Raw genomic sequence first — 25,889 nt, 5'->3', positions numbered from 1 at the left:
TTGCGTCGTTCAGAATCAGGTGGCAAAAAAAAACACTGCCGGGGCAGTGTTTTTTTATCCCGCCTCCAGCCAAGGGATAACCGGCGGCGGTAGAGGACAGTTTACGAGCGGCTCAGAACTCGACGCGCTTCGTTGTAGCGCTTTTTCCAGTACGGTTCATCCATGCTGGAGATGGTCACCCCGCTGCTGGTGGAGGCGTGAACGAACTGGTTGTTGCCGAGATAGATCCCGACGTGGCGGCCCGTAGAGCCGGCGCGGAACAGAACCAGATCGCCAGTACGCAGCTGGGTACGGGAAATCGATTTTCCGGTTTCCTGCTGTTCAGAGGTTGAACGCGGCAGTTCCAGACCAAATTGTTCGCGGAAGGTGCGCTGCACGAACGCCGAGCAGTCGATACCTTTGCGAGTGCTGCCACCGAGGCGGTAACGCACGCCTTTCCAGCTGGCATACTGATCCATCAAACGGGACTTCACGTCCAGGTTACGGACCATCGTTTCAAATTCATCCTGAGAGGCTTGCAGTGATGATAAATCGCCACTACCCACAGCATGCGTCTCAGAATGCATATTTCTGGCGGTACTTGTTGAACTACACGCGGAAAGCAGAACCGCTACTGCAATCGCGGGGGCTACCCGCAAGATGTATCTCAAAATCGGCTGAGATTTGACCATGCTGTTTATTTTCCCTTGTTGTCCTTAACGACAATGTCGTTATAAAAAATGCCAAACGTGTTAGAGCCTAAATACCCATCCGCAATGAGACAATTCCTTAAGCTTAAATTTGTGCAGTCACGCACAAATTTATTCATGCTCTGAATTAATGTTGCGGAAAAGGCAAAACGAGAACGAGATTACCCTATCAAACGCCGCATGGCGAGCGGTTTTGCGCGATTTCTTATAAGTATTTTGGTGACAAAAAGTGAATCATCGGGAAAGGACAAAATAGCGCCAGCATCGGGTAAAAAACAGACAATTCCTTCATTTGTCACGGGATTAATGTGACAAGAAGATGAACATCATGTTGAAAAAAAGCACAATTGAAAAAGGGGACCCAAAAGGTCCCCTTATAGATAATGACGCCAGACGGCGAGCACGGCATTATTTGGCCGATATTCCGCCGGGCAGGGAGCGATCGAAAAGGGCGATCAATTTATCGCTCAGCGGTGTCATCAATACCCACGGCGCGCCAATCAGGACGGCGGTCAGGGAGCCCACGGCAATATCGCTGAACCAGTGAGCGCCAATCATGACGCGCGGGAAAGCAAAGACCACAAATATCACCAGCGCCACGGCCAGCGCACGACGGCCGAAATAGCGCCACATAAAGCTCGCGAAGATCAGCAGCATCATCCCATGATCGCCAGGGAAGCTGTCCTTTGAGGCATCCTTGGTGGGAAAATTGACGACATCGCTGACGCGGGTGATATCGTCAAAAAACAGCGATGGACTGGCGCGCTGAACCGGCATCAGGTGCTGCGCCAGCTGGTTAATGATCACCGCCGCCAGCAGCATCACCACGCCCATGATGGCAATCTGACGACGGCCCGCCGCCGACGCTTTAAGCCAGTAACTGAGCATCAGGCAACCCATCGCCAGCAGTGAACAGGCGTCGAAGGCGCGATTGTTGATAATCGCCAGCAGCCAGGCATAGGCGTGGCTGACGCTGACGCCATGGTTAAAGAAATGGAAGATCGCAGAGTCGAGCGGCGACCACGCGCCGTGGTTGGCTGGTAAATACCAGGAACAAAATAGTGCCACACCCGCGATGTTAAGCAGCAGGATTAAAGGAATTCGGTTTTTCATCATAGCCATTGCGATTCTGTAACAGTCGGCGGCAACCTTAGCCGTCGTAACTTAAACGAAGCCTCAACAGTGAGGTCTGGAGCGCGTTCCAGTCGGCTTCGTTCGCCGAGATAAGCTCGATCCGGCTATCAGGTGGGGCGACGCTCAGGGTCTCGATATGCAGATCTTCGCCCTGGCGGTTGATCCTCACAGCCCCTTCGGCAATGCGCATCACACCTTTGACGCGTGCCACAGGTGCCAGCCGTGCCCATTCGAGCAGGCCGATGGTCTCGAAGACCGTTTCCGCGTCGAAAATCCAGCCGCAGGCCTGATAGCCCTGGCCGCTGTTGAGATGGCGGCGCCAGCGCTGGTGCTCGGGCAGGCTGAGTGCGGCGAGACCGCTGGTCGGGCGAGAGTGGTGAACATGCTCCGCACTCGCCGGCAATGGGGCGGTGTTGCGGCGCGGCTCATCGAGCAGGGCGAGGTCGATATTGCCCTGGGTCGCCGACACCTGACGACGATCGCCGCCCCAGCGCAGCCACCAGTCGGCCAACGCCTGGGCGCTTTCGGGCGTTTCCCGATCGTTTTTGTTGGCCACAATGATGTCCGCCGCCGCCAGCTGATCGCGGAAATTGTCATTGTTGACGACTTTCTCATCCAGCAACTGGCGGGGATCGAGGATGCACACTGTGGCGCGCAGATCGATCCAGGGTTCATACACTGCTGCGGTGAGGATATCGAGGATCTGCTTCGGGTGGCCAAGTCCGGTGGGTTCGATCAACAGACGATCGGGTTTACCCTGGCGCAGCAGGGTATTCAGTCCAACCTGCATCGGCAGGCCGTTGACGCAGCACATGCAGCCGCCGGGGATTTCTTTGAGCAGGGCGCCGCTGTCGGCCAGCAGCGCGCCGTCTATCCCGACTTCACCAAACTCATTCACCAGTACGGCCCATTTTTCATCCGCAGGTTTCTGTGCCAGCAGATGAAGAATAGAGGTCGTCTTACCGCTACCGAGAAAGCCGGTGATCAAATTGGTTCTGGTCACTCTTTTCTCCAGGATAAATGTAATGTTGTAACAGTTACGCCTATCCTGACGAAAAAAGGGAGAAAAGAGAAGACCTGAGGCGGACAGAAGCGGATTCTGTCCGCATAAGCGCAAATATTGTTAAGAATTCAGCGTGCGGGCCACGGCCTCGCGGGCACCGTGCGTCGTCAGCTGCTGCCAGGCGGTGCGGATCCCGGCGACAAACTGCGCGTTGTGCGGCAGGTCGCGGCCAAATATTTCCTCCAGCCCGAGCAGCGCATCGACGCGCTGCTGCTCATCGCTCTGCGCCACCCGCTGCTGGATCTTGTCGACCAGCGGATCGCGCACGTCGATCGTCTGACCCGCATCGTCAGTACCGCTGACGTAGCGCATCCAGCCGGCAACGCCGAGGGCCAGCAGCGGCCAGCGGCTACCGCGCTCAAGATGCACGCGGATGCCATCGAGCATACGCTGGGGCAGCTTCTGGCTGCCGTCCATGGCGATCTGCCAGGTGCGGTGTTTGAGCGCCGGATTGCTGAAACGGGCGATCAGGCTGTCGGCATAAGCCTCCAGATCGACGCCGGTAATGGTCAGTGTCGGGGCCTGTTCGTCAAGCATCAGCTGGCGAGCCGCCCGGCGGAAGACGTCATTCTGCATGCAGTCGCTGACGTGCGCATGACCTGCCAGATAGCCAAGCCAGGCGAGGAAAGAGTGACTGCCGTTGAGCATCCGCAGCTTCATTTGTTCCCATGGCAGCACGTCGTCGGTCATCTGCACGCCTGCCGTCTCCCAGGCCGGTCGTCCGGCGACGAAGTGGTCTTCGACCACCCACTGGATGAAGGGTTCGCAGCTGATGGCGCAGGGATCGTCGACCCCCAGCACGGCGGCGATTTCCGCCAGCGACTCGGCGGTGGCAGCGGGAACGATCCGATCCACCATGGTGCCCGGGAAGCTGACGTTATCGGCGATCCAGTTCGCCAGCGCCGGGCTGCGTTTTTCCGCCATGCCGAGGACGGCATTTTTCACCACGTGGCCGTTGTCGGGAATGTTATCGCAGGAGAGCACGGTAAAGGGCGGCAGGCCCCGTTCCCGGCGGCGGGCCAGCGCTTCCACTAAAATACCGGGAGCCGACTGCGGCAGCGTCGGATTCTCCAGATCGTGAACGATGCGCGGATGCGTCGGATCCAGTTTGCCGGTCGCCGGGTCGATGCAATAGCCTTTTTCCGTGATGGTCAGCGAGACAATCGCCACCTGCGGCTCGCAAAATTTTTCGATAATTGCCGCCAGTGAATCGAGCCTGGCATTCAGACATTCGTGCACCGCGCCGATAATAATAGGCTGATTACCGTCGGCGCCTTTTTCCAGCACGGTAAACAGGTGGTCCTGTTCGCGAAGCTGGCTCATCAGCGTATCGCCACTGAACAGACTGATTTCACAGATCCCCCAGTCGCCACCGACGTTATTCAGCACGCGATCGGTCAGCAGCGCCTGGTGCGCGCGATGAAACGCGCCAAAGCCGAAATGGACAATACGCGAGCGGAGCTGGCTGCGATCGTACTGAGGACGTTGCACGCTTTCCGGTAGCGTAGCGGTTGCAATTGTTGTCATTCTTCACACACCTGTTTAACTGCTTATTAACAATGTCAGTCTAAAGTTATATGACAGGAAATTAAATTGGTAAGCCGAAATTATCCGCTGACTGTGAGCTGGATCAATCAATGCGCCGGCACTGTTTGCAGCCTGAGCAGAAACATGTATGGTAGTCGTCATGAGTGTCGCCATTATTGGTATAACAACTTTTGTGAGGGCATAGCGATGGAACAAACCTGGCGGTGGTATGGGCCGAACGATCCGGTATCGCTTGATGATGTACGGCAGGCAGGGGCGACCGGCGTCGTGACTGCGCTGCACCATATTGCAAACGGTCAGGTCTGGCCGGTAGACGAGATTAAAGCGCGTCAGGCGCTGTTAGCGGCAAAAGGGCTGACCTGGTCGGTCGTCGAAAGCATTCCGGTCCACGAGGATATTAAAACTCATAGCGGGCAGTATGCGACCTGGATTGCCAACTATCAGCAGAGCATCCGCAACCTCGCGGCCTGCGGCATCGATACCGTGTGCTACAACTTTATGCCGATCCTCGACTGGACGCGCACCGATCTGGAATATGAGCTGCCGGACGGCTCCCGGGCGCTGCGTTTCGATCAAATAGCCTTCGCCGCCTTTGAACTACATATCCTTAAACGCCCGGGCGCGGAAGCGGATTACAGCGAAGAAGAGCAGCGCCAGGCCGAAGCCTGGTTCAAGGCGATGAGCGAAGCGGATATTGAGAAACTGACCCGCAATATCATCGCCGGCCTGCCGGGGGCGGAAGAGGGTTACACCCTCGATCAGTTCCGCGCGCGTCTGGCGGAATATGACCACATCGATAAAGCGCAGCTGCGCGACAATATGGCCTATTTCCTGCGCGCCATCGTGCCGGTGTGCGAAGAGGTGGGGATCCGTCTGGCAGTGCATCCGGACGATCCGCCGCGGCCGATCCTCGGCCTGCCGCGTATCGTGTCAACCATCGAAGATATGCAGTGGCTGAAAGAGACGGTGGACAGCATCAATAATGGCTTCACCATGTGTACCGGGTCGTATGGCGTCCGCGCCGATAACGATCTGGTGAAGATGGTGGAAACCTTTGGCGATCGCATCCATTTCACCCATCTGCGCTCCACCTGCCGTGAAGCGAACCCGAAAACCTTCCACGAGGCGGCGCACCTTAGCGGCGACGTCAATATGGTGGCGGTGGTGGATGCTATCCTGCGTGAAGAGCAGCGGCGTAAACAGGCAGGCGATCTGCGTCCGATCCCATTCCGCCCGGATCATGGTCATCAGATGCTCGACGATCTGCGCAAGAAAACCAACCCAGGCTATTCGGCGATTGGCCGTCTCAAGGGGATGGCGGAAGTGCGTGGCGTCGAGCTGGCGCTGAAAATGACCAAATACCCTGAACTGCTGTAATCGCGGTAATAGGGATAATAAAAGGGACAGCCAGCGGCTGTCCCTTTTTACTGTCGGGGCGTCAGCCTGGTCGGGTAAGTGAAGCGCCACCCGACAAAATAACGGCGCAATGGGGTAGATACTGTGATCGGTTTGCAACAGTGTCGACCCTGGAAAAACCTGTGTTCTCTGTTATTTCCGGGCAGATTGCGCTCCCGATATTTCTTCTGCGTTATGTCACTCATGGTGCAGGGAGCGCACAGGGGGCGGCCAGTCGCCGCCGCCCCCTGTACCCCCTGGCTCCGGCCAGCAAAATCGCCACTTCGTGGCGCCTTCGACTTATCCCTGCAGGCTTCGGGTCGGGCCGAGGCAGCGTCCGTGCAAAACACGGCCCTCAGCCCGCATCCATGCGGGCTGCCCCGGCCTTCCGGGAACGTCTCAGCGATTTTGAGGCCGCCAGCACCGGCAGTTTCAGCAAGAATAGTGAATAAATTAACGACAGGGTGCCCGCATCGTAGGCCGGATAAGGCGTCAGCCGCCATCCGGCACAAATACGGGAACCGTGTTGAATGAATATTACCCGGCACCGGGGCATACCGTCGCCAAATAAAAAGGACAGCCAGCGGCTGTCCTTTTTTACTGTCGGTGCGTCACAGAGGATTAATCCGCGCGGCCCATATAGCGGCACTCTTCGATATGAATGCGGATTTTCTCACCGGTGGTCAGGTATTCCGGCACCTGAATGACCAGGCCGGTGCTCATGGTGGCTGGCTTGGTGCGGGAGCTGGCGGATGCCCCTTTAATACCCGGCGCGGTTTCGATAATTTCCAGGTCAACGGTCTGCGGCAGCTCCAGGGCCAGCAGCTGGCCGTCCCAGGTCAGCACCTGCATATCCGGCATACCGCCTTCCGGAATAAACAGCAGCTCTTCTTCGATCTGCTCTTTGGTAAAGGTGTAAGGGGTATAGTCTTCTTTATCCATGAACACGTATTCGTTGCCATCGACATAGGAGAAGTCAACGAAACGGCGGGTCAGGGTGACGGTATCGACGATATCATCACCTTTGAAGCGCTCTTCCACTTTCAGGCCGGTACGCACATCGGAGAAGCGCATTTTATACAGTGTCGCAGCACCACGGGCGCTGGGTGACTGAATATCGATATTTTTCACAATCAGCAGCTTGCCGTTGTAATTCAGCACCATACCTTTTTTAATTTCATTCGCTCTTGGCATTGCAGTAATCCTGTCACTTAACGAGTCAAAAATATCGCGTAAAACTACTCGCGCCCGCGCCTTCAGGCAAGCGGAATTCGCGAGTTTTGCTATCTTCTGGCAAAACGTTTAGGCTGTGGCACAAAATGAGCGTTTGGGAGCTGGGTTGTGGAATGTCGTACCGATTGTGGCGCATGTTGCATCGCTCCCTCTATATCATCGCCAATACCCGGCATGCCGCAGGGCAAGCCCGCCAATACCCGCTGTATTCAGCTTTCCGAGCACAATTTATGCCTGATTTTCGGCTCGCCTCTGCGCCCGAAGGTGTGCGCCAGCCTGCAGCCCTCGCCCGAGATGTGCTTCACCAACCGTGATGACGCCATCACCTGGCTGCTGGATCTTGAACTGGTCACCGCACCCTGAGCTTAAAGCAGCAGATGAGACAGGTTTTTGATATGGGCGCTGAGGCCGTCGAGTAGCGCCTGTACGCGCAGGGGAAGAATGTCCCGCCGCTGGAAGATAAGCCAGGCCTGCAGGTCGATACAGCGCTCCTTTTTCAGACAGGGAACCAGCTGTCCCGCCGCCAGCTCGGTGGCGAGTGAATAGTAGGGCGCATAGACGATCCCCATCCCCAGCTTCGCCAGCTCTACCGCCGGTAGCGTGTTATCGCAAACGAATCCCCCTTTTACCGTGAGATTAAGCGGTTTGCCGTTTTTGCTTTTGAAGGTCCAGATATTGTCGCTGCCGCCCAGCATGCGCAGGGTCATGCACTCATGATCCACCAGCGCCTCCGGCTCGGCGATAGGATGTTGCGCCAGATAGTCCGGAGAGGCGAAGACGCCGGTGCGAAACCGGGTAAAGGGGCGGGCGATGAGATTTTCATTCTGCGGCTTAAAGGGGCTTATCAGCAGATCGCAGTCGCTATTAAAAATGGCGCCGTATTTCTGTTCCCGCTCGCTGGCGTTGCGGGTGACCAGATTGATCTGCAGCTCCGGCAGGGTTTTTCTCAGCGCCGGCAGAATGTACCGCCCGAGAAACTGATGGATACCGATGGGGGCCCCGAGCGTGACCACGCCCTGCAGCGTGTTCTTATAACGGTCGGCAAGGTTGATAAGCTGCTCATGTTGTTCGAGAACCGCGCGACTGGCATGGATAAACTGCTCGCCGAATTCGGTGCGCACCAGTTCTCGGGCGGCGCGCAGGAAAATGGCCAAACCGACTTTCCGCTCCACGCTGGTCAGCGTCCGTGAGACGTTAGACTGGGGCATATTCAGGCGCTGGGCCGCCCGGCTCACGCTGGCGGTTTCGGCGATGGCGCTGATAACTCTGAGCTCATCCATTTTAAAGTCTTTCAACATCTTATCGCTGCCTGATATCTGTAATATATCAAAAATGATATACCAGTTTGGCGGAATTGCCATGTGATTTATTGATCCGCTAAACGTATGATGGCCTTTGCGTTGAACAGTCCGTTATTTAAGGAAAATTGTGCGTTTTATCGCTTCTTTTGTGGTCCTCGACGTCATTAAAAATAACGATCTTCCCGCTGGCTTACTGAGTGTATATGCACCATGCTGCTTAATTATTTTGCTTTGTTTGTATTAATACTGGTTTTTCTCATATTATTTTATGGAGTGATTATTATCCACGATATTCCCTATCATATCGCGCAAAAACGGCAGCACCCCCATCAGGACGCGATTCATGTGGCGGGCTGGATAAGCCTGTTTACCCTGCATGCTATCTGGCCTTTTCTGTGGATCTGGGCCACCTTGTACCGCCCTGACCGCGGGTGGGGGATGGCTTCGCAGACCGAGGATAGTCTGCAACGCGAGGAACTGGAGAAACGCATTGCGTTACTCGAAGCAGCGTTAAAAAATAGTCAGCAAGCGTCAGCGGGGAATAACGAGAAATAATATGGATCTGTTAATTATCCTTTGCTATGTCGCCATCGCCTGGGGCGTTTTTAAGATATTTCGCATTCCAGTTAATAAATGGACGATCCCCACTGCCATATTAGGCGGAATAGTGGTCGTAGGCACGTTAATATTAACGATGAACTATAACCATCCCTATACGCTGCGGGCGCAAAAAATTGTCGTCTCTATTCCGATGGTGCCTCAGGTCTCAGGCGAGGTGGTTGAGGTCACCAGTAAAACCAACGTGTTAATGAAGAAGGGCGAACTGCTGTTCCGCATCGATGACACCCGCTACCGCGCGCGGTTGAACAAACTGCAGGCCGATCTGGCGGCCGAGGAGGCGACGCTACGGGCGAAGCAGGCGACCATTGACGATGCCAGCGCCAGAGTGCAGCAGGCGCAGGCCGAGTACGATCGCGTTACCCGTGACTACCAGCGTTATGCTCAGGGGGCGGCCATGCCGGTCAATCCTTTCTCGGAACAGGATGTGACTCACGCCAGGCAGCAGGTGCAGATCCAGACGGCGGTATTGCAGGCGGCGAAAGCGCAATTACAAAACGCCAGAGAGCAGGTGTCTGGCCGCTATAACGGGCTTGATGCCAACATTGCCAGTCTGAAATCGCAGATCCTCGAGGCGGAGTATAATCTGGCGCAAACCGTGGTTCGTGCGCCGAGTGACGGCTACGTTACCCAGCTATTGGCGCGACCGGGGATGACCGCGGTACGTCTGCCCTTCAAGCCGGTGCTGGTGTTTATTCCCCAGCAAAAGCGCCAGGTGGTGGCGGTATTCCGCCAGAACTCGGTTCTGCGTCTGACGGCCGGGGATAGCGCGGAGGTGGTGTTTAATGGTCTGCCGGGCAGCGTCTATAGCGGTAAGGTATCGCGGGTGCTACCGGCGATCCCGGATGGCAGCTATCAGGCCAGCGGTGCGCTGCAGGGGCTGAGCGCCGGAGCCGGAAAAGAGGGTATCTATGTGCTGATCGACCTCGATCCCCACCCGGAAGTGGAACATTTACCGGACGGGGTTAGTGCGCAGGCGGCGGTTTATACCGATTATTTTGCCCATGTGTCGATTATGCGCAAAGTCCTGCTACGGATGACCAGCTGGCTGCATTACCTCTATCTGGATCATTAATCAGGATGGCCCGGTCGCGGCCGGGCCGTCTTGCCTACACATCCCTGATCCGCCACAGGCAAGCCTGAGCGGCGATACCCATGACCAGCGCAATCCAGAACACCGCGTGATAGCTCCAGATCTCCGCCACGACCCCCGCCAGTGAACCGGCGATAATCCAGCCAACGCGGGTGGTATTGGTGTAGAGGGTGGTGGCCGCGCCCGCCTGTCCCGGCATCAGATCCTGGAAATAGAGCATGCCGATCCCGGCGAGGATCCCGATATAGACGGCGTTCAGCACCTGCATCGCCAGCAGCAGCGCTGGCGTATGCACCGTCAACATGCCCACGTAAAACAACACACCGGCTACTGCGGAAAGGCGCATCAGAAAGCGTTTGCCGAAGCGCCGGGCGTAGTAACCGGCAATCAGCATGGTAGGAATTTCCAGTCCGGCCGCGGTGCCCATCATCAGCCCGGCCAGCTTCTCCGGCAGATGCAGCTCATTAATGATAAACAGCGGCATATTAATGATGTACAGGCTGTTGGTACCCCACATGAGCGTGCAGATGCTGAACAGCAGCAGCGCATCGCGACGGTGCGTGCGCGGGGCTTCCAGCCGGCCGGTCGCCACTGCCGTCGCTTTACGCATGCTGGGTAAGAACAGCCAGACCATGATCCCGCAGACGATAAACGCCGCCGCGGCGCTGAGATACATCGCGGTAAAACCAAACCCCATCGCCAGGGCATAGGCCAGCGGGGGACCAATCACCCATGCCAAGGAGACCTGGGCGCGCAAAATGGAGCTGAACATCACCGCTTCGCGACCGGTCTTGTCGGCGTGCTCGCGCGCGAGGGCGAACATCTGCGGGTTGGCGGTCGAGCCAAAGCTACTGAGGAAGACGCCGATAAACAGCAAGATGAAGTAGTTCCGGTTCCAGGCAAACAGCAGGCAGGCCAGCACCCCCAGCAGGCAGCAGATGACAATCAGCTGCTTGCGATCGCCCCTGCGGTCGGAACGGCCGGCGAGGAACTGGCTGACCAGAATGCCAATGACGGCACTACCGGTAAAAAAGAAGCCGACCATCGCCGGGCGGACGTGCACTTCGTTGGTTAAAAAGAGGCTCAGGGTTGGGGTTTGCAACGCCCCGGCAATGCCTGTCAGAAAGGCGACGATCAAGAATGCGGAAGAGGTTACATCGAACCCGCGTCGGGGAAGGGCGGCGCTACGGTTTTGCATGTTCGGTTTTCTGTAGTTTCAGGAGACGGCGCGGAGTTTACGCCTGCTGGCTGAAAATAAACAGTAGTATGGCACGAATAATTAAAAAGGCGTTTCAAAATACAATGTTCAGCAAAAAGCTGACGTTTGCGGTGGTCGCTAGCAAAGGCTTCAGCAAAAGTGTGCAGTACCTCTAAGTTCTGCAATCAAGTCGCTGACGTACCTTGCGCGTTGAGCAAGAAAGGTACAAAATTCTTGAAACGTTTCAGCGTCATTCGACAATCCGTTCACCGTCAGATGGCGCCTTTTTTCTCAAGTTAGCTGAAACGATTCAATTCAGCAGGAGAGGAGAACCATGTTCCAGTTATCTGTGCAGGATATTCATCCCGGCCAGCAGGCCGGTAATAAAGAAGAGGCCATCCGGCAGGTCGCCGCCGCGCTGGTCAGCGCCGGCAATGTGGCTGATGGCTACGTGAACGGTATGCTGGCTCGCGAGCAGCAGACCTCGACCTTCCTCGGCAACGGGATTGCGATCCCGCACGGCACGACGGACACCCGTGACCAGGTGCTGAAGACCGGCGTCCAGGTGTTTCAGTTCCCGCAGGGCGTCACCTGGGGCGAAGGGCAGACCGCCTATGTGGCGATCGGTATTGCCGCCAGCTCAGATGAACACCTCGGCCTGCTGCGTCAGCTGACCCATGTGCTAAGTGATGACGCGGTAGCCGCTCAGCTGCAGTCCGCCACCACCGCGGAAGAGCTGCGTGCGCTGCTGATGGGGGAAAAACAGAGCGAAGCGCTGAAGCTGGACAACGAGACCCTGAGCCTTGACGTGGCGGCCAGCGATCTGCTGACCCTGCAGGCGCTGAACGCGGCGCGGCTGAAAGAAGTAGGTGCTGCTGACACGGCATTCGTTAGCCACGCTATCAACGATACGCCGCTGAACCTCGGTCAGGGCATCTGGCTGAACGACAGTGCGGAAGGCAATCTGCGCAGCGCCGTGGCGGTCAGTCGTGCGGCTAATGCCTTTACCCGCGACGATCAGCCGGTTTCCCTGCTGGTCACGGTGGCGATGGCCGATGAGCAGCCGACTGCGGTGCTGAACCGCCTGAGCAAGCTGCTGCTGGATAAGAAAGCTGACCGTTTGCTGAAAGCCGACGCCGCCACCGTGCTGGCGCTGCTGACCAGCGACGATGCCATTGCGGAAGATGTGCTGAGCGCCGAATTCGTCGTGCGCAATGAGCATGGCCTGCATGCCCGTCCGGGCACTATGCTGGTCAATACGATTAAACAATTCTCCAGCGACGTCACCGTCACCAACCTCGACGGTTCCGGCAAGCCGGCCAACGGTCGTAGCCTGATGAAGGTCGTGGCGCTGGGTGTGAAAAAAGGTCACCGTCTGCGTTTCACCGCGCAGGGTGAGGATGCGCAACAAGCGCTGGATGCGATTGGCGAAGCGATCGCCGCAGGCCTTGGGGAGGGCGCATAAATGAGCAGACGTGTAGCAACGATTACGTTAAACCCGGCGTACGATCTGGTGGGGTTCACCCCGGAGGTTGAACGCGGTGAAGTGAACCTGGTGCGCACCACCGGCCTGCACGCAGCCGGGAAAGGCATCAACGTGGCGAAAGTGCTGAAAGATCTCGGCATTGATGTCACCGTCGGCGGCTTCCTGGGCAAAGACAACCAGGATGGCTTTCAGCAGCTGTTCAGCGAGCTGGGTATCGCCAACCGTTTCCAGGTGGTGCAGGGCCGGACCCGCATCAACGTTAAGCTAACGGAAAAAGATGGCGAAGTGACGGATTTCAACTTCTCCGGCTTTGAAGTCACCCCGGGCGACTGGGAACGCTTCGTCAACGACTCCCTGAGCTGGCTTGGGCAGTTCGATATGGTCTGCGTCAGCGGCAGCCTGCCGTCCGGTGTCAGCCCGGAGGCCTTCACCGACTGGATGACCCGTCTGCGCAGCCAGTGCCCATGCATTATTTTCGACAGCAGCCGCGAAGCGCTGGTTGCCGGACTGAAAGCGGCGCCGTGGCTGGTGAAACCGAACCGTCGCGAGCTGGAAATCTGGGCCGGGCGCAAGCTGCCGGAGATGAAAGATGTTATCGAAGCCGCCCATGCGCTGCGCGAGCAGGGTATCGCCCACGTGGTGATTTCCCTGGGTGAAGAGGGCGCGCTGTGGGTGAACGCCTCCGGTGAATGGATTGCCAAACCGCCTTCAGTGGAAGTGGTCAGCACCGTCGGCGCCGGCGATTCGATGGTTGGCGGCCTGATTTACGGCCTGCTGATGCGTGAATCCAGCGAGCATACCCTGCGCCTGGCGACTGCCGTCGCTGCCCTGGCCGTCAGCCAGAGCAACGTGGGTATTACCGACCGTACCCAGTTGGCCGCGATGATGGCGCGCGTCGACTTACAACCCTTTAATTGACAGCAGGAGAGGCATAATGAAAACGCTGCTGATTATTGATGCCGGACTCGGACAGGCACGCGCCTATATGGCGAAAACCCTGCTGGGAGCGGCAGCGCCTAAAGCGCACCTTGAACTGATTGATAACCCGAACGATGCCGAACTGGTGATTGTGCTGGGCGCGGCGCTGCCCACCGACAGCGCGCTGAACGGCAAACAGGTCTACCTTGGCGATATTAATCGCGCCGTGGCGCACCCGGAGCTGTTCCTCAGCGAAGCCAAAGGTCACGCGACGCCGTACGCGGCCCCTGCCGCGGCAGCAGTCCCGGCGGCCACCGGCGGACCGAAACGTATTGTCGCGGTCACCGCCTGCCCGACCGGCGTTGCCCATACCTTTATGGCGGCGGAAGCCATCGAAACCGAAGCGAAAAAACGCGGCTGGTGGGTGAAGGTGGAAACCCGCGGCTCCGTCGGGGCTGGCAATGCTATCACCCCGGAAGAGGTGGCCGAGGCGGATCTGGTGATCGTCGCCGCCGATATCGAGGTGGACCTGGCGAAGTTCGCCGGTAAGCCGATGTATCGCACTACTACCGGTCTGGCGCTGAAGAAAACCGCGCTGGAGCTGGATAAAGCAGTGGCCGAAGCCAAACCGTACCAGCCTTCCGGTAAACCTCAGGCTGCTGGCGAAGGGAAAAAAGAGTCGGCGGGCGCCTATCGCCACCTGCTGACCGGCGTCTCCTACATGCTGCCGATGGTGGTGGCCGGGGGCCTGTGTATCGCGCTCTCCTTTGCCTTCGGGATCAAAGCGTTTGAAGTGAAAGACACCCTGGCGGCGGCGCTGATGCAAATCGGCGGCGGCTCGGCCTTCGCGCTGATGGTGCCGGTGCTGGCAGGCTTTATCGCCTTCTCCATTGCCGACCGTCCGGGTCTGACCCCGGGTCTTATCGGCGGTATGCTGGCGGTCAGCGGCGGCTCCGGCTTTATCGGCGGGATCATCGCTGGTTTCCTTGCCGGTTACGTGGCGAAAGCCATCAGCACGAAGCTGAAACTGCCGCAGAGTATGGAAGCGCTGAAGCCAATCCTGATCATTCCGCTGGTCTCCAGCCTGATCGTGGGTCTGGCGATGATCTACCTGATCGGTAAACCGGTAGCCGGTATCCTCACCTGGCTGACCCACTGGCTGCAAACCATGGGCACCGCGAACGCGGTTCTGCTGGGCGCGATCCTCGGCGCGATGATGTGTACCGACATGGGCGGGCCGGTGAACAAAGCGGCCTATGCCTTTGGCGTGGGCCTGCTGAGTACCCAGACCTACGCGCCGATGGCGGCGATCATGGCGGCCGGTATGGTGCCTCCGCTGGCGATGGGTATCGCGACGCTGGTTGCCCGCAATAAGTTCGACAAAGGGCAGCGTGAAGGGGGGAAAGCCGCGCTGGTTCTCGGCCTGTGCTTTATCTCTGAAGGGGCGATTCCTTTTGCCGCCCGTGACCCGATGCGCGTGCTGCCTTGCTGTATCGTCGGCGGCGCGGTAACCGGCGCTATCTCGATGGCGATTGGCGCGAAACTGATGGCGCCGCACGGCGGTCTGTTTGTCCTGCTGATCCCGGGAGCGATTACGCCAGTGCTGGGCTACCTGCTGGCGATTGTTGCCGGGACGCTGGTGGCGGGCCTCTCCTACGCGGTGCTGAAACGCCCGGAAGCGCAGGCAGTGGAAGTCGAAAAAGCAGCATAATCTTACCGTAATAAAAAAGGGCCGATTGTTCGGCCCTTTTTTTATCTCTGTTTTACGCCACTTCGGCGGTCTGCTGTGCCCGCAGCCAGGCAATCTCTTCCGCCCAGATATCCGGGTTGATGGTTTCCAGAATCAGTGGAATGCCGTCGAAGCGACTGTCCTGCATGATCCAGCTGAAGCAGTCGTGGCCGATGTTGCCTTCGCCAAGGCTATGGTGACGGTCAACGCGGCTGCCAAAAGTACTCTTGGCATCATTCAGGTGCATGCCGCGCAGATACTGGAACCCGACGATGCGCGCAAACTCGGCGAAAGTCTTTTCACACGCTTCCGCGCTGCGCAGGTCATAGCCGGCGGCGAACGCGTGGCAGGTATCGATGCAGACGCCGACGCGGGATTTATCCTCCACGCCGTCGATAATCGCCGCGAGGTGCTCGAACTTAAAGCCGAGGTTGCTGCCCTGGCCGGCGGTATTTTCGATAACCGCAGTAACGCCTTCGGTCTTCGCCAGCGCGATATTGATCGATTCGGCGATGCGCGCCAGGCACGCCTCCTCCGGGATCTGCTGCAGATGGCTGCCGGGGTGGAAGTTGAGCAGCGTCAGCCCCAGCTGCTGGCAGCGGGTCATCTCATCGATGAAGGCATCACGGGATTTTTCCAGCGCTTCTTCCACCGGGTGGCCGAGGTTAATCAGGTAGCTGTCGTGCGGCAGGATCTGCCCCGGGCCAAAGTGATACTTTTCACAGGCGGCTTTGAATTCGGCGATGGTCTCGTCGCTGAGCGGCGCGGCGCGCCACTGGCGCTGGTTCTTGGTGAAGAGGGCGAAGGCGGTTGCTTCGATTTCGGCGGCGCGAATGGCGGCATTGGCCAGTCCACCTGAGGCGCTCACGTGCGCTCCTACGTATTTCATAAAAAAACTCCAGTTAAAGCCGCTGGGGGGTGGGTAATGATAGCGGCTTAACTGGAGAAAGATGTAGTGCTTTATGCCATCAGGCTGTGGATAGCGACGTTAATAGCCCCGCCGCCGACAATCAACCAGACGAACAGCATCAGCGCCATCAGCAGCGGTTTCGCCCCGGCTTTTTTCAGCGCGCTGACGTGAGTGGTGACCCCGAGGGCGGCCATTGCCATCGCCAGCAGAACGGTATCCAGCGTCACCAGCATATCCACCACGGCTTTCGGCAGCAGATGGAAGGAGTTAAACACCGCCACCAGGATGAACATAATCGCGAACCACGGAATGGTGATTTTGCTTTTCTCGCCGTTGCCTGCCGGGGTCAGCTGTTTAACACGCGCCGCCAGGAACAGCAGGAACGGAGCCAGCATCATGACGCGCAGCATTTTAGCGATAACCGCCGCGTTCTCCGCGTCCGGGCTGACCGCATGGCCGGCGGCAACCACCTGCGCCACTTCATGCATGGTGGAACCCATATAGATCCCGTAGGTCTCCGGGGTAAACCAGTGCGCCAGCAGCGGGTACATCGCCGGGTAGAGGAAGATAGCGATGGTACCGAAGATAACCACTGTAGCGACGGCGACGGTCACTTTACTGGCTTCGGCTTTGACCACCGGCTCGGTGGCGAGCACGGCCGCCGCGCCGCAGATGCTGCTGCCGGCGCCGATCAGCCAGCTGGTGTGTTTGTCGAGACCAAACACTTTCTGGCCAAGGAAGCAGGCGATGAAAAAGGTACTGGAGAGCGTCAGTACGTCAATCAAAATACCGCTCACGCCGACGTCGGCAATCTGGGCGAACGTCAGGCGGAAGCCGTAGAGGATGATCCCCAGGCGCAGCAGGTGCTGCTTGGCGAAGATCACCCCGCCGTCGCAGGGCTGCCAGATTTTCGGGTAGACCGTGTTGCCGACGACCATCCCGAACAGGATAGCGAGGGTCAGGGCGCTAAAGCCTGCGCCGGCGATGGCCGGGAAACTACCGGCCCACAGGGCGGCGCCGGTCAGCGCGGCGGTCAGCGCCAGGCCTGGGACAAAATGCCACAGGGAACGATGTTTGGTGGGTAAAGTGAGTGCTGTCATAACCTTCTCCTTTGTCTGCCTAAAGGTTACGCCGCGCGCGGTTAAATATAAAATTGATTATATGTTTATAATCAATCGTAATAAGTGGTTAATGACCGCATCGTCGCTGACAACGGGGCTGGGGCCTGAGGCGGCGGAAGCGGGGCGGTTTCCCCCGGCAAGACGATGATTTTGTGACATAAGCGGATTTTCCTTCCTTCAGCCGCCTCGATTTGTGTCACCATAGTAAGGAAGGTTATTCAGGTTGGATTACTAAACGGGTGGGTTATGCATATTACGCTGCGGCAGCTGGAAGTGTTCGCCGAAGTCCACAAGAGTGGGTCAACCACTCAGGCGTCACAGATGTTGGCGCTTTCGCAATCTGCGGTCAGCGCCGCGCTGACCGATCTGGAAGGGCAGCTCGGCGTTCAGCTGTTTGACCGCGTCGGTAAACGACTGGTGGTGAATGAGCACGGACGGCTGCTGTACCCGCGTGCGCTGGCCCTGCTGGAGCGGGCGCTGGAGATCGAACAGCTGTTTCGCGGCGATAATGGGGCAATCCGGGTCTACGCCAGCAGCACCATCGGTAACTATATTATGCCGGAGATCATTGCCCGCTATCGCCATGACTTCCCGGAGCTGCCGGTTGAGCTGAGCGTGGGTAACAGTCTGGATGTGATCAACGCCGTCGCCGACCTGCGGGTGGATTTCGGTCTGATTGAAGGGCCGTGCCATGCCGCTGATATTATTGCCGAGCCGTGGCTGGAAGATGAGCTGGTGGTGTTTGCCGCGCCTGATTCGCCGCTGCTGGCGGGGGAAGTGACTTTGCAGCAGCTGGCCGAGGCGCCGTGGATCCTGCGCGAGCATGGGTCCGGTACCCGGGAGATTGTCGATTATGTTCTGCTGTCGCATCTGCCGGCGTTTCATATGGGCATGGAGCTGGGCAACTCGGAGGCGATCAAGCACGCCGTCCGGCATGGGCTGGGCATCAGCTGTTTATCGCGGCGGGTAATTGCCGAACAACTGGCCTCGGGCACGCTGGCGGAGCTGAAAGTGCCATTGCCTCGGCTGACGCGCACGCTGTGGCGGATCCATCATCGGCAGAAGCATATTTCCAAAGCATTACAACGTTTTCTGCATTATTGCCAGGTGTAGCACCCGGTTTTTCCGCCTCATAACGGGCTGAATTCGCTGGCAATTCCGCAGGTTAGTGCTTTACTAATAATTTGCGGGCGATCATGAAGCTCTCTTATAACTTTGCATTTGTACCGGATGGAACCCCGATCGTCTGCTACAATCGCGCCTCATTTTTTGGATGGATAGCATTATCACATGGTTTCGGAAACTAAAACCACAGAAGCGCCCACGCTACGTCGTGAACTCAAGGCGCGCCACTTGACCATGATCGCCATCGGCGGTTCCATCGGTACGGGTCTTTTTGTTGCCTCTGGCGCAACCATTTCGCAAGCAGGTCCCGGCGGGGCGCTGCTGTCTTATATTCTGATCGGTTTAATGGTCTATTTCCTGATGACCAGCCTGGGTGAACTGGCGGCGTTTATGCCGGTGTCCGGTTCCTTTGCCACCTACGGCCAGAATTATGTTGAAGAAGGCTTTGGCTTCGCGCTGGGCTGGAACTATTGGTACAACTGGGCAGTGACGATCGCCGTTGACCTCGTGGCCTCGCAGCTGGTGATGAGCTACTGGTTCCCTGACTCTCCGGGCTGGATCTGGAGCGCCTTGTTCCTTGGCATTATGTTCCTGCTGAACTGGATCTCGGTTCGCGGCTTTGGCGAGGCGGAATACTGGTTCTCGCTGATCAAAGTCGCCACCGTCATTATCTTTATTATTGTCGGCGTGATGATGATTGTCGGCATCTTCAAAGGGTCGCAGCCTACCGGCTGGAGCAACTGGGGGATCGCGGATGCGCCGTTCGCCGGCGGCTTCTCGGCGATGATCGGCGTGGCAATGATTGTCGGCTTCTCCTTCCAGGGCACCGAGCTTATCGGCATCGCGGCCGGTGAGTCTGAGGATCCGGAGAAGAACATCCCGCGCGCGGTGCGCCAGGTCTTCTGGCGTATCCTGCTGTTCTACGTTTTCGCCATTTTGATTATCAGCCTGATCATTCCGTACACCGACCCGAGCCTGCTGCGCAACGACGTGAAGGATATCTCCGTCAGCCCGTTCACGCTGGTCTTCCAGCACGCCGGTCTGCTGTCGGCGGCGGCGATCATGAACGCGGTTATCCTGACCGCCGTTCTGTCGGCCGGTAACTCCGGGATGTACGCTTCCACGCGTATGCTGTACACCCTGGCCTGCGACGGCAAAGCGCCGCGTATTTTCTCGAAGCTGTCGCGTGGCGGCGTGCCGCGCAACGCGCTGTACGCGACCACTGTTATCGCGGCGCTGTGCTTCCTGACGTCCATGTTCGGCAACCAGACGGTGTACCTGTGGCTGCTGAACACCTCCGGGATGACGGGCTTTATCGCCTGGCTGGGGATTGCGATCAGCCACTATCGTTTCCGTCGCGGCTACGTCATGCAGGGTAACGATATTAATAATCTGCCGTATCGTTCCGGGTTCTTCCCGCTGGGGCCAATCTTCGCTTTCGTGCTGTGCCTGATCATCACCCTTGGACAGAACTACGAAGCGTTCCTCAAGGACACTATTGACTGGGGCGGTGTGGCGGCGACCTACATCGGTATTCCGCTGTTCCTCGTCATCTGGTTTGGTTACAAGCTGGCGAAAGGCACCCGCTTTGTTCGCTACAGCGAAATGACCTTCCCGGACCGCTTTAAGCGTTAATCCTCACGGTTATACGGCAAAAGCCCTCTGAAAAGAGGGCTTTATATTGCTGGCAAAGTGCAATCTTCAGGGATTGCCCGGCGGCGCTGCGCTTGCGCGGGCCTACAGATAACTGCATAACTGTTTGATATTGCAATCTTTCGTAGGCCGGATAAGGCGAAAGCCGCCACCCGGCAGAAATATGAGCACAATAACGAAAACAGGTTTGTCATCACCCGGAAGCCCTCTGAAAAGAGGGCTTTTTTTATGTCCGCACGGTTACAGCTTGACACAATTCTTCATAATTATATTGATAATCGTAATCATTATCTTTATCATTTTCGTCCATTACGGATGAAGCCACTCCCCGTCTCTGCCATTTGGTCAGACTGACATTGGGCGACCAGCCACATCGACGAGAAAACAGCGCGAGCATGCCGCCGACAGAGCGACAGGCCGCCAGCGCGTGTGAGCAGCACCTTTTTGTTTGTTTGGTTGTACACCTCATGGAGATTTGGAATGTTCAGGTTAAACCCTTTTATCCGGGCGGGATTGTCTGCGTCCGTCGTATCCTTGGCGTTTCCGGCCCTCGCCGATGTAAATGAAGAAACGCTGGTGGTGACCGCCTCGGCCACTGAACAGAGCGTCAAAGACGCGCCGGCGAGCATCAGCGTCATCACCCAGCAGGATTTACAACGTAAGCCCGTCCAGAACCTGAAAGACGTACTGCGCGATGTCCCTGGGGTCCAGCTCACTAACGAAGGGGATAACCGCAAGGGCGTCAGCATCCGCGGTCTGAGCAGCAGCTATACCCTGATCCTTGTCGACGGGAAACGCGTCAACTCCCGGAACGCCGTCTTCCGCCATAATGACTTCGACCTGAACTGGATCCCGGTGGATGCCATCGAACGTATCGAGGTGGTGCGCGGTCCGATGTCCTCCCTTTACGGCTCCGATGCGCTCGGCGGCGTGGTCAACATTATTACCAAAAAAATCGGCCAGAAATGGACCGGGACGCTGAGTGCCGATACCACCATTCAGGAGCACCGCGACCGCGGCGATACCTGGAACGGCCAGTTCTTCACCAGCGGTCCGCTGATCGACGGCGTGCTCGGGATGAAGGCCTACGGCAGCCTGGCAAAACGCGCCAAGGACGATCCGCAGTCTTCCAGCAGCGCCACTGGCGAGACGCCGCGCATTGAGGGCTTCACCAGCCGCGATGGCAATGTTGAATTCGCCTGGACGCCGGGCGAAAACCATGATTTTACGGCGGGCTATGGCTTTGACCGTCAGGATCGTGATTCCGATTCCCTTGACCGCAACCGCCTTGAGCGTGAGAACTACTCCCTGAGCCATAACGGCCGCTGGGATATGGGCAACAGTGAGCTCAAGTTCTACGGCGAAAAGGTGGATAACAAAAATCCGGGGCAGAACGGGACCATTACCTCGGAAAGCAATGCCATCGACGGCAAGTATGTCCTGCCGCTGGACATGATTAACCAGCTGGTAACCTTCGGCGGCGAATGGCGCCACGATAAACTGAAAGATCCGGTCAACCTGAGCAGCGGCAGCCAGTCGACCTCCGCCAGCCAGTATGCCCTGTTTATCGAAGACGAATGGCGCATCATCGAGCCGCTGGCGCTGACCACCGGCATTCGTATGGACGACCACCAGACCTATGGCGATCACTGGAGCCCGCGTGCCTATCTGGTGTATAACGCCACCGATACCGTCACCGTCAAAGGCGGCTGGGCGACGGCGTTTAAAGCCCCGTCGCTGCTGCAGCTTAACCCCGACTGGACCACCAACTCCTGCCGCGGGTCGTGCAGCATCATCGGTAACCCGGATCTGAAACCGGAAACCAGTGAAAGCTTCGAGCTCGGTCTCTACTACCGTGGGGAAGAGGGCTGGCTGGAAGATGTCGAAGGCAGCATCACCACCTTCCAGAATAATGTCGACGATATGATCGATGTTCTGCGCACCTCCAGCGCCAGCGAAGCGCCGGGCTACCCGAACTTTGTCGGCTGGAAAACCGTCAACGGCAAGCGCGTGCCGATCTTCCGCTATTTCAACGTCAACAAAGCCCGCATCAAAGGGGTGGAGACGGAGGTGAAGATCCCGTTTGGCGATGAGTGGAAGCTGACGATGAACTACACCTACAACGATGGCCGCGATCTGAGCAATGGCGGCGACAAACCGCTGCAGACGCTGCCGTTCCATACCGCCAACGGCACGCTTGACTGGAAACCGCTGGACGACTGGTCCTTCTACGTGACGGCCAACTATACCGGCCAGCAGCGCTCGGTGAGCGCCACCGGCAAAACGCCGGGCGGCTACACCCTGTTTGACGTTGGCGCGGCATGGCAGGTGACCAAAAACGTGAAACTGCGCTCCGGGGTGCAGAACGTGGGTGATAAAGATCTGAGCCGGGACGACTACAGCTATACCGAAGAGGGCCGTCGCTACTTTATGGCGGTGGATTATCGCTTCTGATCGTCGGCACTAAAACGTGGCCTGCGGGCCCGAGCATGTGCCGCGAAGCTGCTTCGCGGCGCATTGGCGTTTAGCCAAAGAGATGCTGCGCATGGAAGCGCAGATGGTCTTCAATAAACGAGGCAATGAAGTAATAGCTGTGGTCGTAGCCAGGCTGGATACGCAGCGTTAACGGCCAGGCCTTCTGGCGGGCGGTTTCCGCCAGTACGGCCGGCTGTAATTGCCCGGCGAGGAACGGATCGTTATCGCCCTGGTCGATCAGCGTCGGCACGGCGTCAGCCGGCTGGCTGGCCTGCATCAGCGCGCAGCTGTCCCACGACTGCCATGTCGATTCATCCGCGCCCAGATAGGCGGTAAACGCTTTCTTGCCCCACGGCACCTGGCCGGGATTGACGATCGGCGCGAAGGCGGAGACGCTGGCGTAGCGGCCTGGATTTTTGAGCGCCATTACCAGCGCGCCGTGACCGCCCATCGAGTGGCCGCTGATGGCGCAGCGTTCGCCGACGCTAAACTCGCTACGGATCAGCGCGGGCAGTTCATCGCGCAGATAATCATACATTCGATAGTGCGCCGCCCACGGCGCCTCGGTGGCATTCAGGTAGAAGCCGGCACCTTGCCCCAGATCGTATCCATCATCGTTGGCGACCTCATCACCGCGCGGGCTGGTATCCGGCATCACCAGCGCGATGCCCAGCTCAGCGGCAATGCGCTGGGCGCCCGCCTTGGTGGTAAAGTTTTCGTCGTTACAGGTCAGCCCGGACAGCCAGTACAGTACCGGCGGCGGCGTTTCGCGCTCAGGCGGTAAAAAAATGCTGAACGTCATGGCGCAGTTCAGGACAGGGGAGTGATGACGCCAGCGTTGTTGCCGACCGTCAAAACAGCGATGCTCTTCAAGCAGTTCCATGCAAGGCTCCTCGAACAAGGGGGGGGCGCGTAAACGTTCATAATACAGATATTTCATTAGCCGGTGAGTAACTTTCACTTTCTCCTTTTGAGAACTTACTGCATCATTAATGCAACTTATAGCCAACATGCCGGTGTAGCGATGGCGCTTATGGATGCGTACAGCGGTTAGATCATTCCGGATTCGGTGATAAGGATTTGGCGATGTGCCTGAGGTGCGGCTCCAGGCCCTAATAAAAGGCAGCGCCAATTTCAATAATTATCGTTACGGCTACTGGATTCTGTGCGCCACCTCACGCACAATGAATACAAACTTTGCCCCCATAAAAAGCAAAGAGCGCCACACCTGCAGGAGAAACCCAAATGTCATCACTGAGTAAAGAAGCCGTCCTCGTTCATGAAGCGCTGGTCGCTCGTGGGCTGGAGACGCCGCTGCGTGCGCCAGTACAAGAAATTGATAACGAAACACGCAAGCGTTTGATTGCCGGTCATATGACCGAGATTATGCAACTGCTGAATCTGGATCTGAGTGATGACAGTCTGATGGAGACGCCGCATCGCATCGCCAAAATGTATGTCGATGAGATCTTCTCCGGGCTGGATTACACCCGCTTCCCGAAAATCACCGTCATTGAAAACAAAATGAAGGTCGATGAAATGGTCACCGTGCGCGATATCACTCTGACCAGCACCTGCGAACACCATTTTGTCACCATCGATGGTAAAGCGACGGTGGCCTATATCCCGAAAGATTCGGTGATCGGCCTGTCGAAAATCAACCGCATCGTGCAGTTCTTCGCCCAGCGCCCGCAGGTCCAGGAGCGCCTGACCCAGCAGATCCTGCTGGCGCTGCAGACGCTGCTCGGCACCAGCAACGTGGCGGTATCCATTGACGCGGTGCATTACTGCGTGAAAGCGCGCGGCATCCGCGACGCGACCAGCGCAACCACCACCACCTCCCTCGGTGGCCTGTTCAAATCCAGCCAGAATACCCGCCAGGAATTCCTGCGCGCAGTACGTCACCACAACTAAAACGGAGCAGGGTACATGGAGAGAAATGTCACGCTGGACTTTGTCCGCGGCGTCGCCATCCTCGGTATCCTGCTTCTCAATATCAGCGCCTTCGGCTTGCCGAAGGCCGCTTACCTCAATCCCGCCTGGTCAGGAAGCGCGTCCCTCAGCGATGCCTGGACGTGGGCACTCCTCGACTTGCTGGCGCAGGTTAAGTTTCTCACGCTCTTTGCACTGCTGTTTGGCGCCGGTCTGCAGCTGCTGCTCCCGCGAGGGAAGCGCTGGATCCAGTCGCGGCTGACGCTACTGGCGCTGCTCGGTTTCATTCACGGTCTTTTTTTCTGGGATGGCGACATTCTGCTGGCCTACGCCCTGGTGGGGCTGGTGAGCTGGCGTATGGTGCGTGAGGCGCACCATGTCAAATCGCTGTTCAATACCGGGGTGGTGCTCTACCTCATCGGCATTGCGGTGCTGGTCCTGCTGGGGATGATCTCCGGGACGGCGGCGAATCGCTCCTGGGTGCCGGACGCAGCGAACCTGCAGTATGAGCAGTACTGGAAGCTGCACGGCGGCATGGAGGCAGTCAGTAACCGGGCGGATATGCTCTCGGACAATCTGCTGGCACTGGGCGCCCAGTATGGCTGGCAGCTGGCGGGGATGATGCTGATGGGCGCAGCGCTGATGCGCAGCGGCTGGCTCAAAGGACAGTTCAGCCTGCGTCACTACCGGCGCACGGGGGCGCTGCTGGTGGTGGCCGGGATGGCGGTGAATCTGCCGGCAATATTCGCCCAGTGGTATCTGGCCTGGGACTATCGCTGGTGCGCGTTTTTGCTGCAGGCGCCGCGCGAACTGAGCGCCCCCCTGCAGGCTATCGGCTATGCCTCGCTGGCCTGGGGTTACTGGCCGCAGCTGTGCCGTTTCCGCCTGGTGGGCGCTATCGCCTGCGTTGGACGCATGGCGCTGACCAACTACCTGCTGCAGACCCTGATCTGCACCACCCTGTTTTATCATCTCGGGCTGTTTATGCGCTTCGATCGTCTGCAGCTGCTGGCCTTTGTTCCCCCCATCTGGGCTGTTAACCTCCTCGTCTCATCGCTGTGGCTGCGCCGCTTCCGCCAGGGGCCGGTGGAATGGCTGTGGCGTCAGTTAACCCTGCGTGCGTCAGGCACATCATTGAAAGACACATCCAGATAACGATCTCGATCACAATCATTAACAAAACGGATGTAAACGTTTCCAGCCATGTGACTTCACTCACGTAGCGGACCGCAGGTCGCTGCCAGAATAGCCTCCTTGCTGAGCACAGG

Annotated in this window: 22 protein-coding genes; 12 read left to right on the top strand and 10 right to left on the bottom strand. The window is 57.9% G+C overall.

Annotation, left to right across the window (positions count from 1 at the left end; all coding sequences use genetic code 11):
• Positions 1 to 101: 101 nt before the first annotated feature.
• From mepS to CWM54_RS17365, 4 genes are all read right to left on the bottom strand, one after another.
• Entirely contained in the window at positions 102 to 671 is a 570-nt protein-coding gene (gene mepS / locus CWM54_RS17380; RefSeq protein ID WP_004201653.1) for a bifunctional murein DD-endopeptidase/murein LD-carboxypeptidase, read from the bottom strand.
• A 426-nt stretch (positions 672 to 1,097) separates the two neighbouring features.
• Positions 1,098 to 1,811, bottom strand: a complete 714-nt coding sequence (locus CWM54_RS17375) for a phosphatase PAP2 family protein (protein WP_165785836.1) — start codon at positions 1,809 to 1,811, stop codon at positions 1,098 to 1,100.
• Positions 1,812 to 1,839: 28 nt separating this feature from the next.
• Entirely contained in the window at positions 1,840 to 2,826 is a 987-nt protein-coding gene (locus tag CWM54_RS17370; protein WP_061153850.1) for a CobW family GTP-binding protein, read from the bottom strand.
• A gap of 120 nt (positions 2,827 to 2,946) precedes the next feature.
• The gene (locus CWM54_RS17365; RefSeq protein ID WP_100697967.1) at positions 2,947 to 4,413 is read right to left on the bottom strand and encodes a mannitol dehydrogenase family protein; all 1,467 of its coding nucleotides are present in this window, start codon (positions 4,411 to 4,413) and stop codon (positions 2,947 to 2,949) included.
• A 207-nt stretch (positions 4,414 to 4,620) separates the two neighbouring features.
• On the opposite strand from CWM54_RS17365, the gene uxuA reads away from it, so the two are divergent.
• Positions 4,621 to 5,811 (top strand): mannonate dehydratase, encoded by a 1,191-nt coding sequence (gene uxuA / locus CWM54_RS17360; protein ID WP_061153852.1) that lies wholly within the window; start codon positions 4,621 to 4,623, stop codon positions 5,809 to 5,811.
• Between the two features lie 639 nt (positions 5,812 to 6,450).
• Here uxuA and yeiP read toward each other — a convergent pair.
• Positions 6,451 to 7,023, bottom strand: a complete 573-nt coding sequence (yeiP, locus tag CWM54_RS17350) for an elongation factor P-like protein YeiP (RefSeq protein WP_061153853.1) — start codon at positions 7,021 to 7,023, stop codon at positions 6,451 to 6,453.
• Positions 7,024 to 7,170: 147 nt separating this feature from the next.
• On the opposite strand from yeiP, the gene CWM54_RS17345 reads away from it, so the two are divergent.
• On the top strand, positions 7,171 to 7,425 hold the full coding sequence (locus CWM54_RS17345) for a YkgJ family cysteine cluster protein (RefSeq protein ID WP_100697965.1): 255 nt from the start codon (positions 7,171 to 7,173) through the stop codon (positions 7,423 to 7,425).
• Between the two features lie 2 nt (positions 7,426 to 7,427).
• Here the strand turns inward: CWM54_RS17345 and CWM54_RS17340 are convergent, their stop codons facing one another.
• Positions 7,428 to 8,360: a LysR family transcriptional regulator gene (locus CWM54_RS17340; RefSeq protein ID WP_100698115.1), complete on the bottom strand. Its 933-nt coding sequence runs from the start codon at positions 8,358 to 8,360 to the stop codon at positions 7,428 to 7,430.
• A gap of 213 nt (positions 8,361 to 8,573) precedes the next feature.
• On the opposite strand from CWM54_RS17340, the gene CWM54_RS17335 reads away from it, so the two are divergent.
• Together CWM54_RS17335 and CWM54_RS17330 are read left to right on the top strand one after the other, a co-directional pair.
• On the top strand, positions 8,574 to 8,918 hold the full coding sequence (locus CWM54_RS17335) for a DUF3302 domain-containing protein (protein WP_061153855.1): 345 nt from the start codon (positions 8,574 to 8,576) through the stop codon (positions 8,916 to 8,918).
• A 1-nt stretch (position 8,919) separates the two neighbouring features.
• On the top strand, positions 8,920 to 10,056 hold the full coding sequence (locus tag CWM54_RS17330) for an HlyD family secretion protein (protein WP_061153856.1): 1,137 nt from the start codon (positions 8,920 to 8,922) through the stop codon (positions 10,054 to 10,056).
• A gap of 34 nt (positions 10,057 to 10,090) precedes the next feature.
• On the opposite strand, the gene setB is transcribed toward CWM54_RS17330, so the two are convergent.
• Positions 10,091 to 11,272, bottom strand: a complete 1,182-nt coding sequence (setB, locus tag CWM54_RS17325) for a sugar efflux transporter SetB (RefSeq protein ID WP_061153857.1) — start codon at positions 11,270 to 11,272, stop codon at positions 10,091 to 10,093.
• Positions 11,273 to 11,606: 334 nt separating this feature from the next.
• Here setB and fruB point away from each other — a divergent pair, with 334 nt between their 5' ends.
• The 3 genes from fruB to fruA are packed head-to-tail and all read left to right on the top strand — an operon-like array spanning position 11,607 to position 15,387.
• Complete coding sequence (gene fruB, locus CWM54_RS17320) at positions 11,607 to 12,737, top strand: fused PTS fructose transporter subunit IIA/HPr protein (protein ID WP_074388034.1); 1,131 nt, start codon at positions 11,607 to 11,609, stop codon at positions 12,735 to 12,737.
• Positions 12,738 to 13,676, top strand: a complete 939-nt coding sequence (fruK, locus tag CWM54_RS17315; RefSeq protein WP_061153860.1) for a 1-phosphofructokinase — start codon at positions 12,738 to 12,740, stop codon at positions 13,674 to 13,676. It abuts the gene before it with no gap.
• A gap of 16 nt (positions 13,677 to 13,692) precedes the next feature.
• Positions 13,693 to 15,387, top strand: a complete 1,695-nt coding sequence (gene fruA / locus CWM54_RS17310) for a PTS fructose transporter subunit IIBC (protein WP_100631147.1) — start codon at positions 13,693 to 13,695, stop codon at positions 15,385 to 15,387.
• Positions 15,388 to 15,439: 52 nt separating this feature from the next.
• On the opposite strand, the gene nfo is transcribed toward fruA, so the two are convergent.
• The gene (gene nfo, locus CWM54_RS17305; protein WP_061153862.1) at positions 15,440 to 16,294 is read right to left on the bottom strand and encodes a deoxyribonuclease IV; all 855 of its coding nucleotides are present in this window, start codon (positions 16,292 to 16,294) and stop codon (positions 15,440 to 15,442) included.
• Between the two features lie 71 nt (positions 16,295 to 16,365).
• A complete protein-coding gene (locus CWM54_RS17300; RefSeq protein ID WP_012967550.1) occupies positions 16,366 to 17,415 on the bottom strand; it encodes a YeiH family protein in 1,050 nt (349 codons plus the stop codon).
• 267 nt (positions 17,416 to 17,682) lie between these two features.
• Here CWM54_RS17300 and yieE point away from each other — a divergent pair, with 267 nt between their 5' ends.
• The 3 genes from yieE (at position 17,683) to cirA (ending at position 22,668) form a co-directional block, all read left to right on the top strand.
• Complete coding sequence (gene yieE, locus CWM54_RS17290) at positions 17,683 to 18,549, top strand: DNA-binding transcriptional regulator YeiE (protein ID WP_061153864.1); 867 nt, start codon at positions 17,683 to 17,685, stop codon at positions 18,547 to 18,549.
• Between the two features lie 177 nt (positions 18,550 to 18,726).
• The gene (locus CWM54_RS17285; protein WP_061153865.1) at positions 18,727 to 20,196 is read left to right on the top strand and encodes an amino acid permease; all 1,470 of its coding nucleotides are present in this window, start codon (positions 18,727 to 18,729) and stop codon (positions 20,194 to 20,196) included.
• Positions 20,197 to 20,694: 498 nt separating this feature from the next.
• A complete protein-coding gene (cirA, locus tag CWM54_RS17280) occupies positions 20,695 to 22,668 on the top strand; it encodes a catecholate siderophore receptor CirA (RefSeq protein WP_061153866.1) in 1,974 nt (657 codons plus the stop codon).
• Positions 22,669 to 22,738: 70 nt separating this feature from the next.
• On the opposite strand, the gene fghA is transcribed toward cirA, so the two are convergent.
• Positions 22,739 to 23,572, bottom strand: a complete 834-nt coding sequence (gene fghA, locus CWM54_RS17275) for an S-formylglutathione hydrolase (protein WP_100631149.1) — start codon at positions 23,570 to 23,572, stop codon at positions 22,739 to 22,741.
• Between the two features lie 362 nt (positions 23,573 to 23,934).
• On the opposite strand from fghA, the gene folE reads away from it, so the two are divergent.
• Positions 23,935 to 24,603, top strand: coding sequence for a GTP cyclohydrolase I FolE (folE, locus tag CWM54_RS17270; protein WP_061153868.1), 669 nt, complete (start codon positions 23,935 to 23,937; stop codon positions 24,601 to 24,603).
• Between the two features lie 15 nt (positions 24,604 to 24,618).
• A complete protein-coding gene (gene yeiB / locus CWM54_RS17265) occupies positions 24,619 to 25,776 on the top strand; it encodes a DUF418 domain-containing protein YeiB (protein WP_061153869.1) in 1,158 nt (385 codons plus the stop codon).
• The last annotated feature ends 113 nt before the right edge of the window (positions 25,777 to 25,889 follow it).

Origin of the sequence: Klebsiella sp. D-Nf1, assembly GCF_002810515.1 — a bacterium.
Lineage (GTDB): Bacteria > Pseudomonadota > Gammaproteobacteria > Enterobacterales > Enterobacteriaceae > Klebsiella > Klebsiella variicola.
The sequence above is the reverse complement of the archived record's forward strand: the minus strand, read 5'-3'. Positions and strand labels throughout refer to the sequence as shown.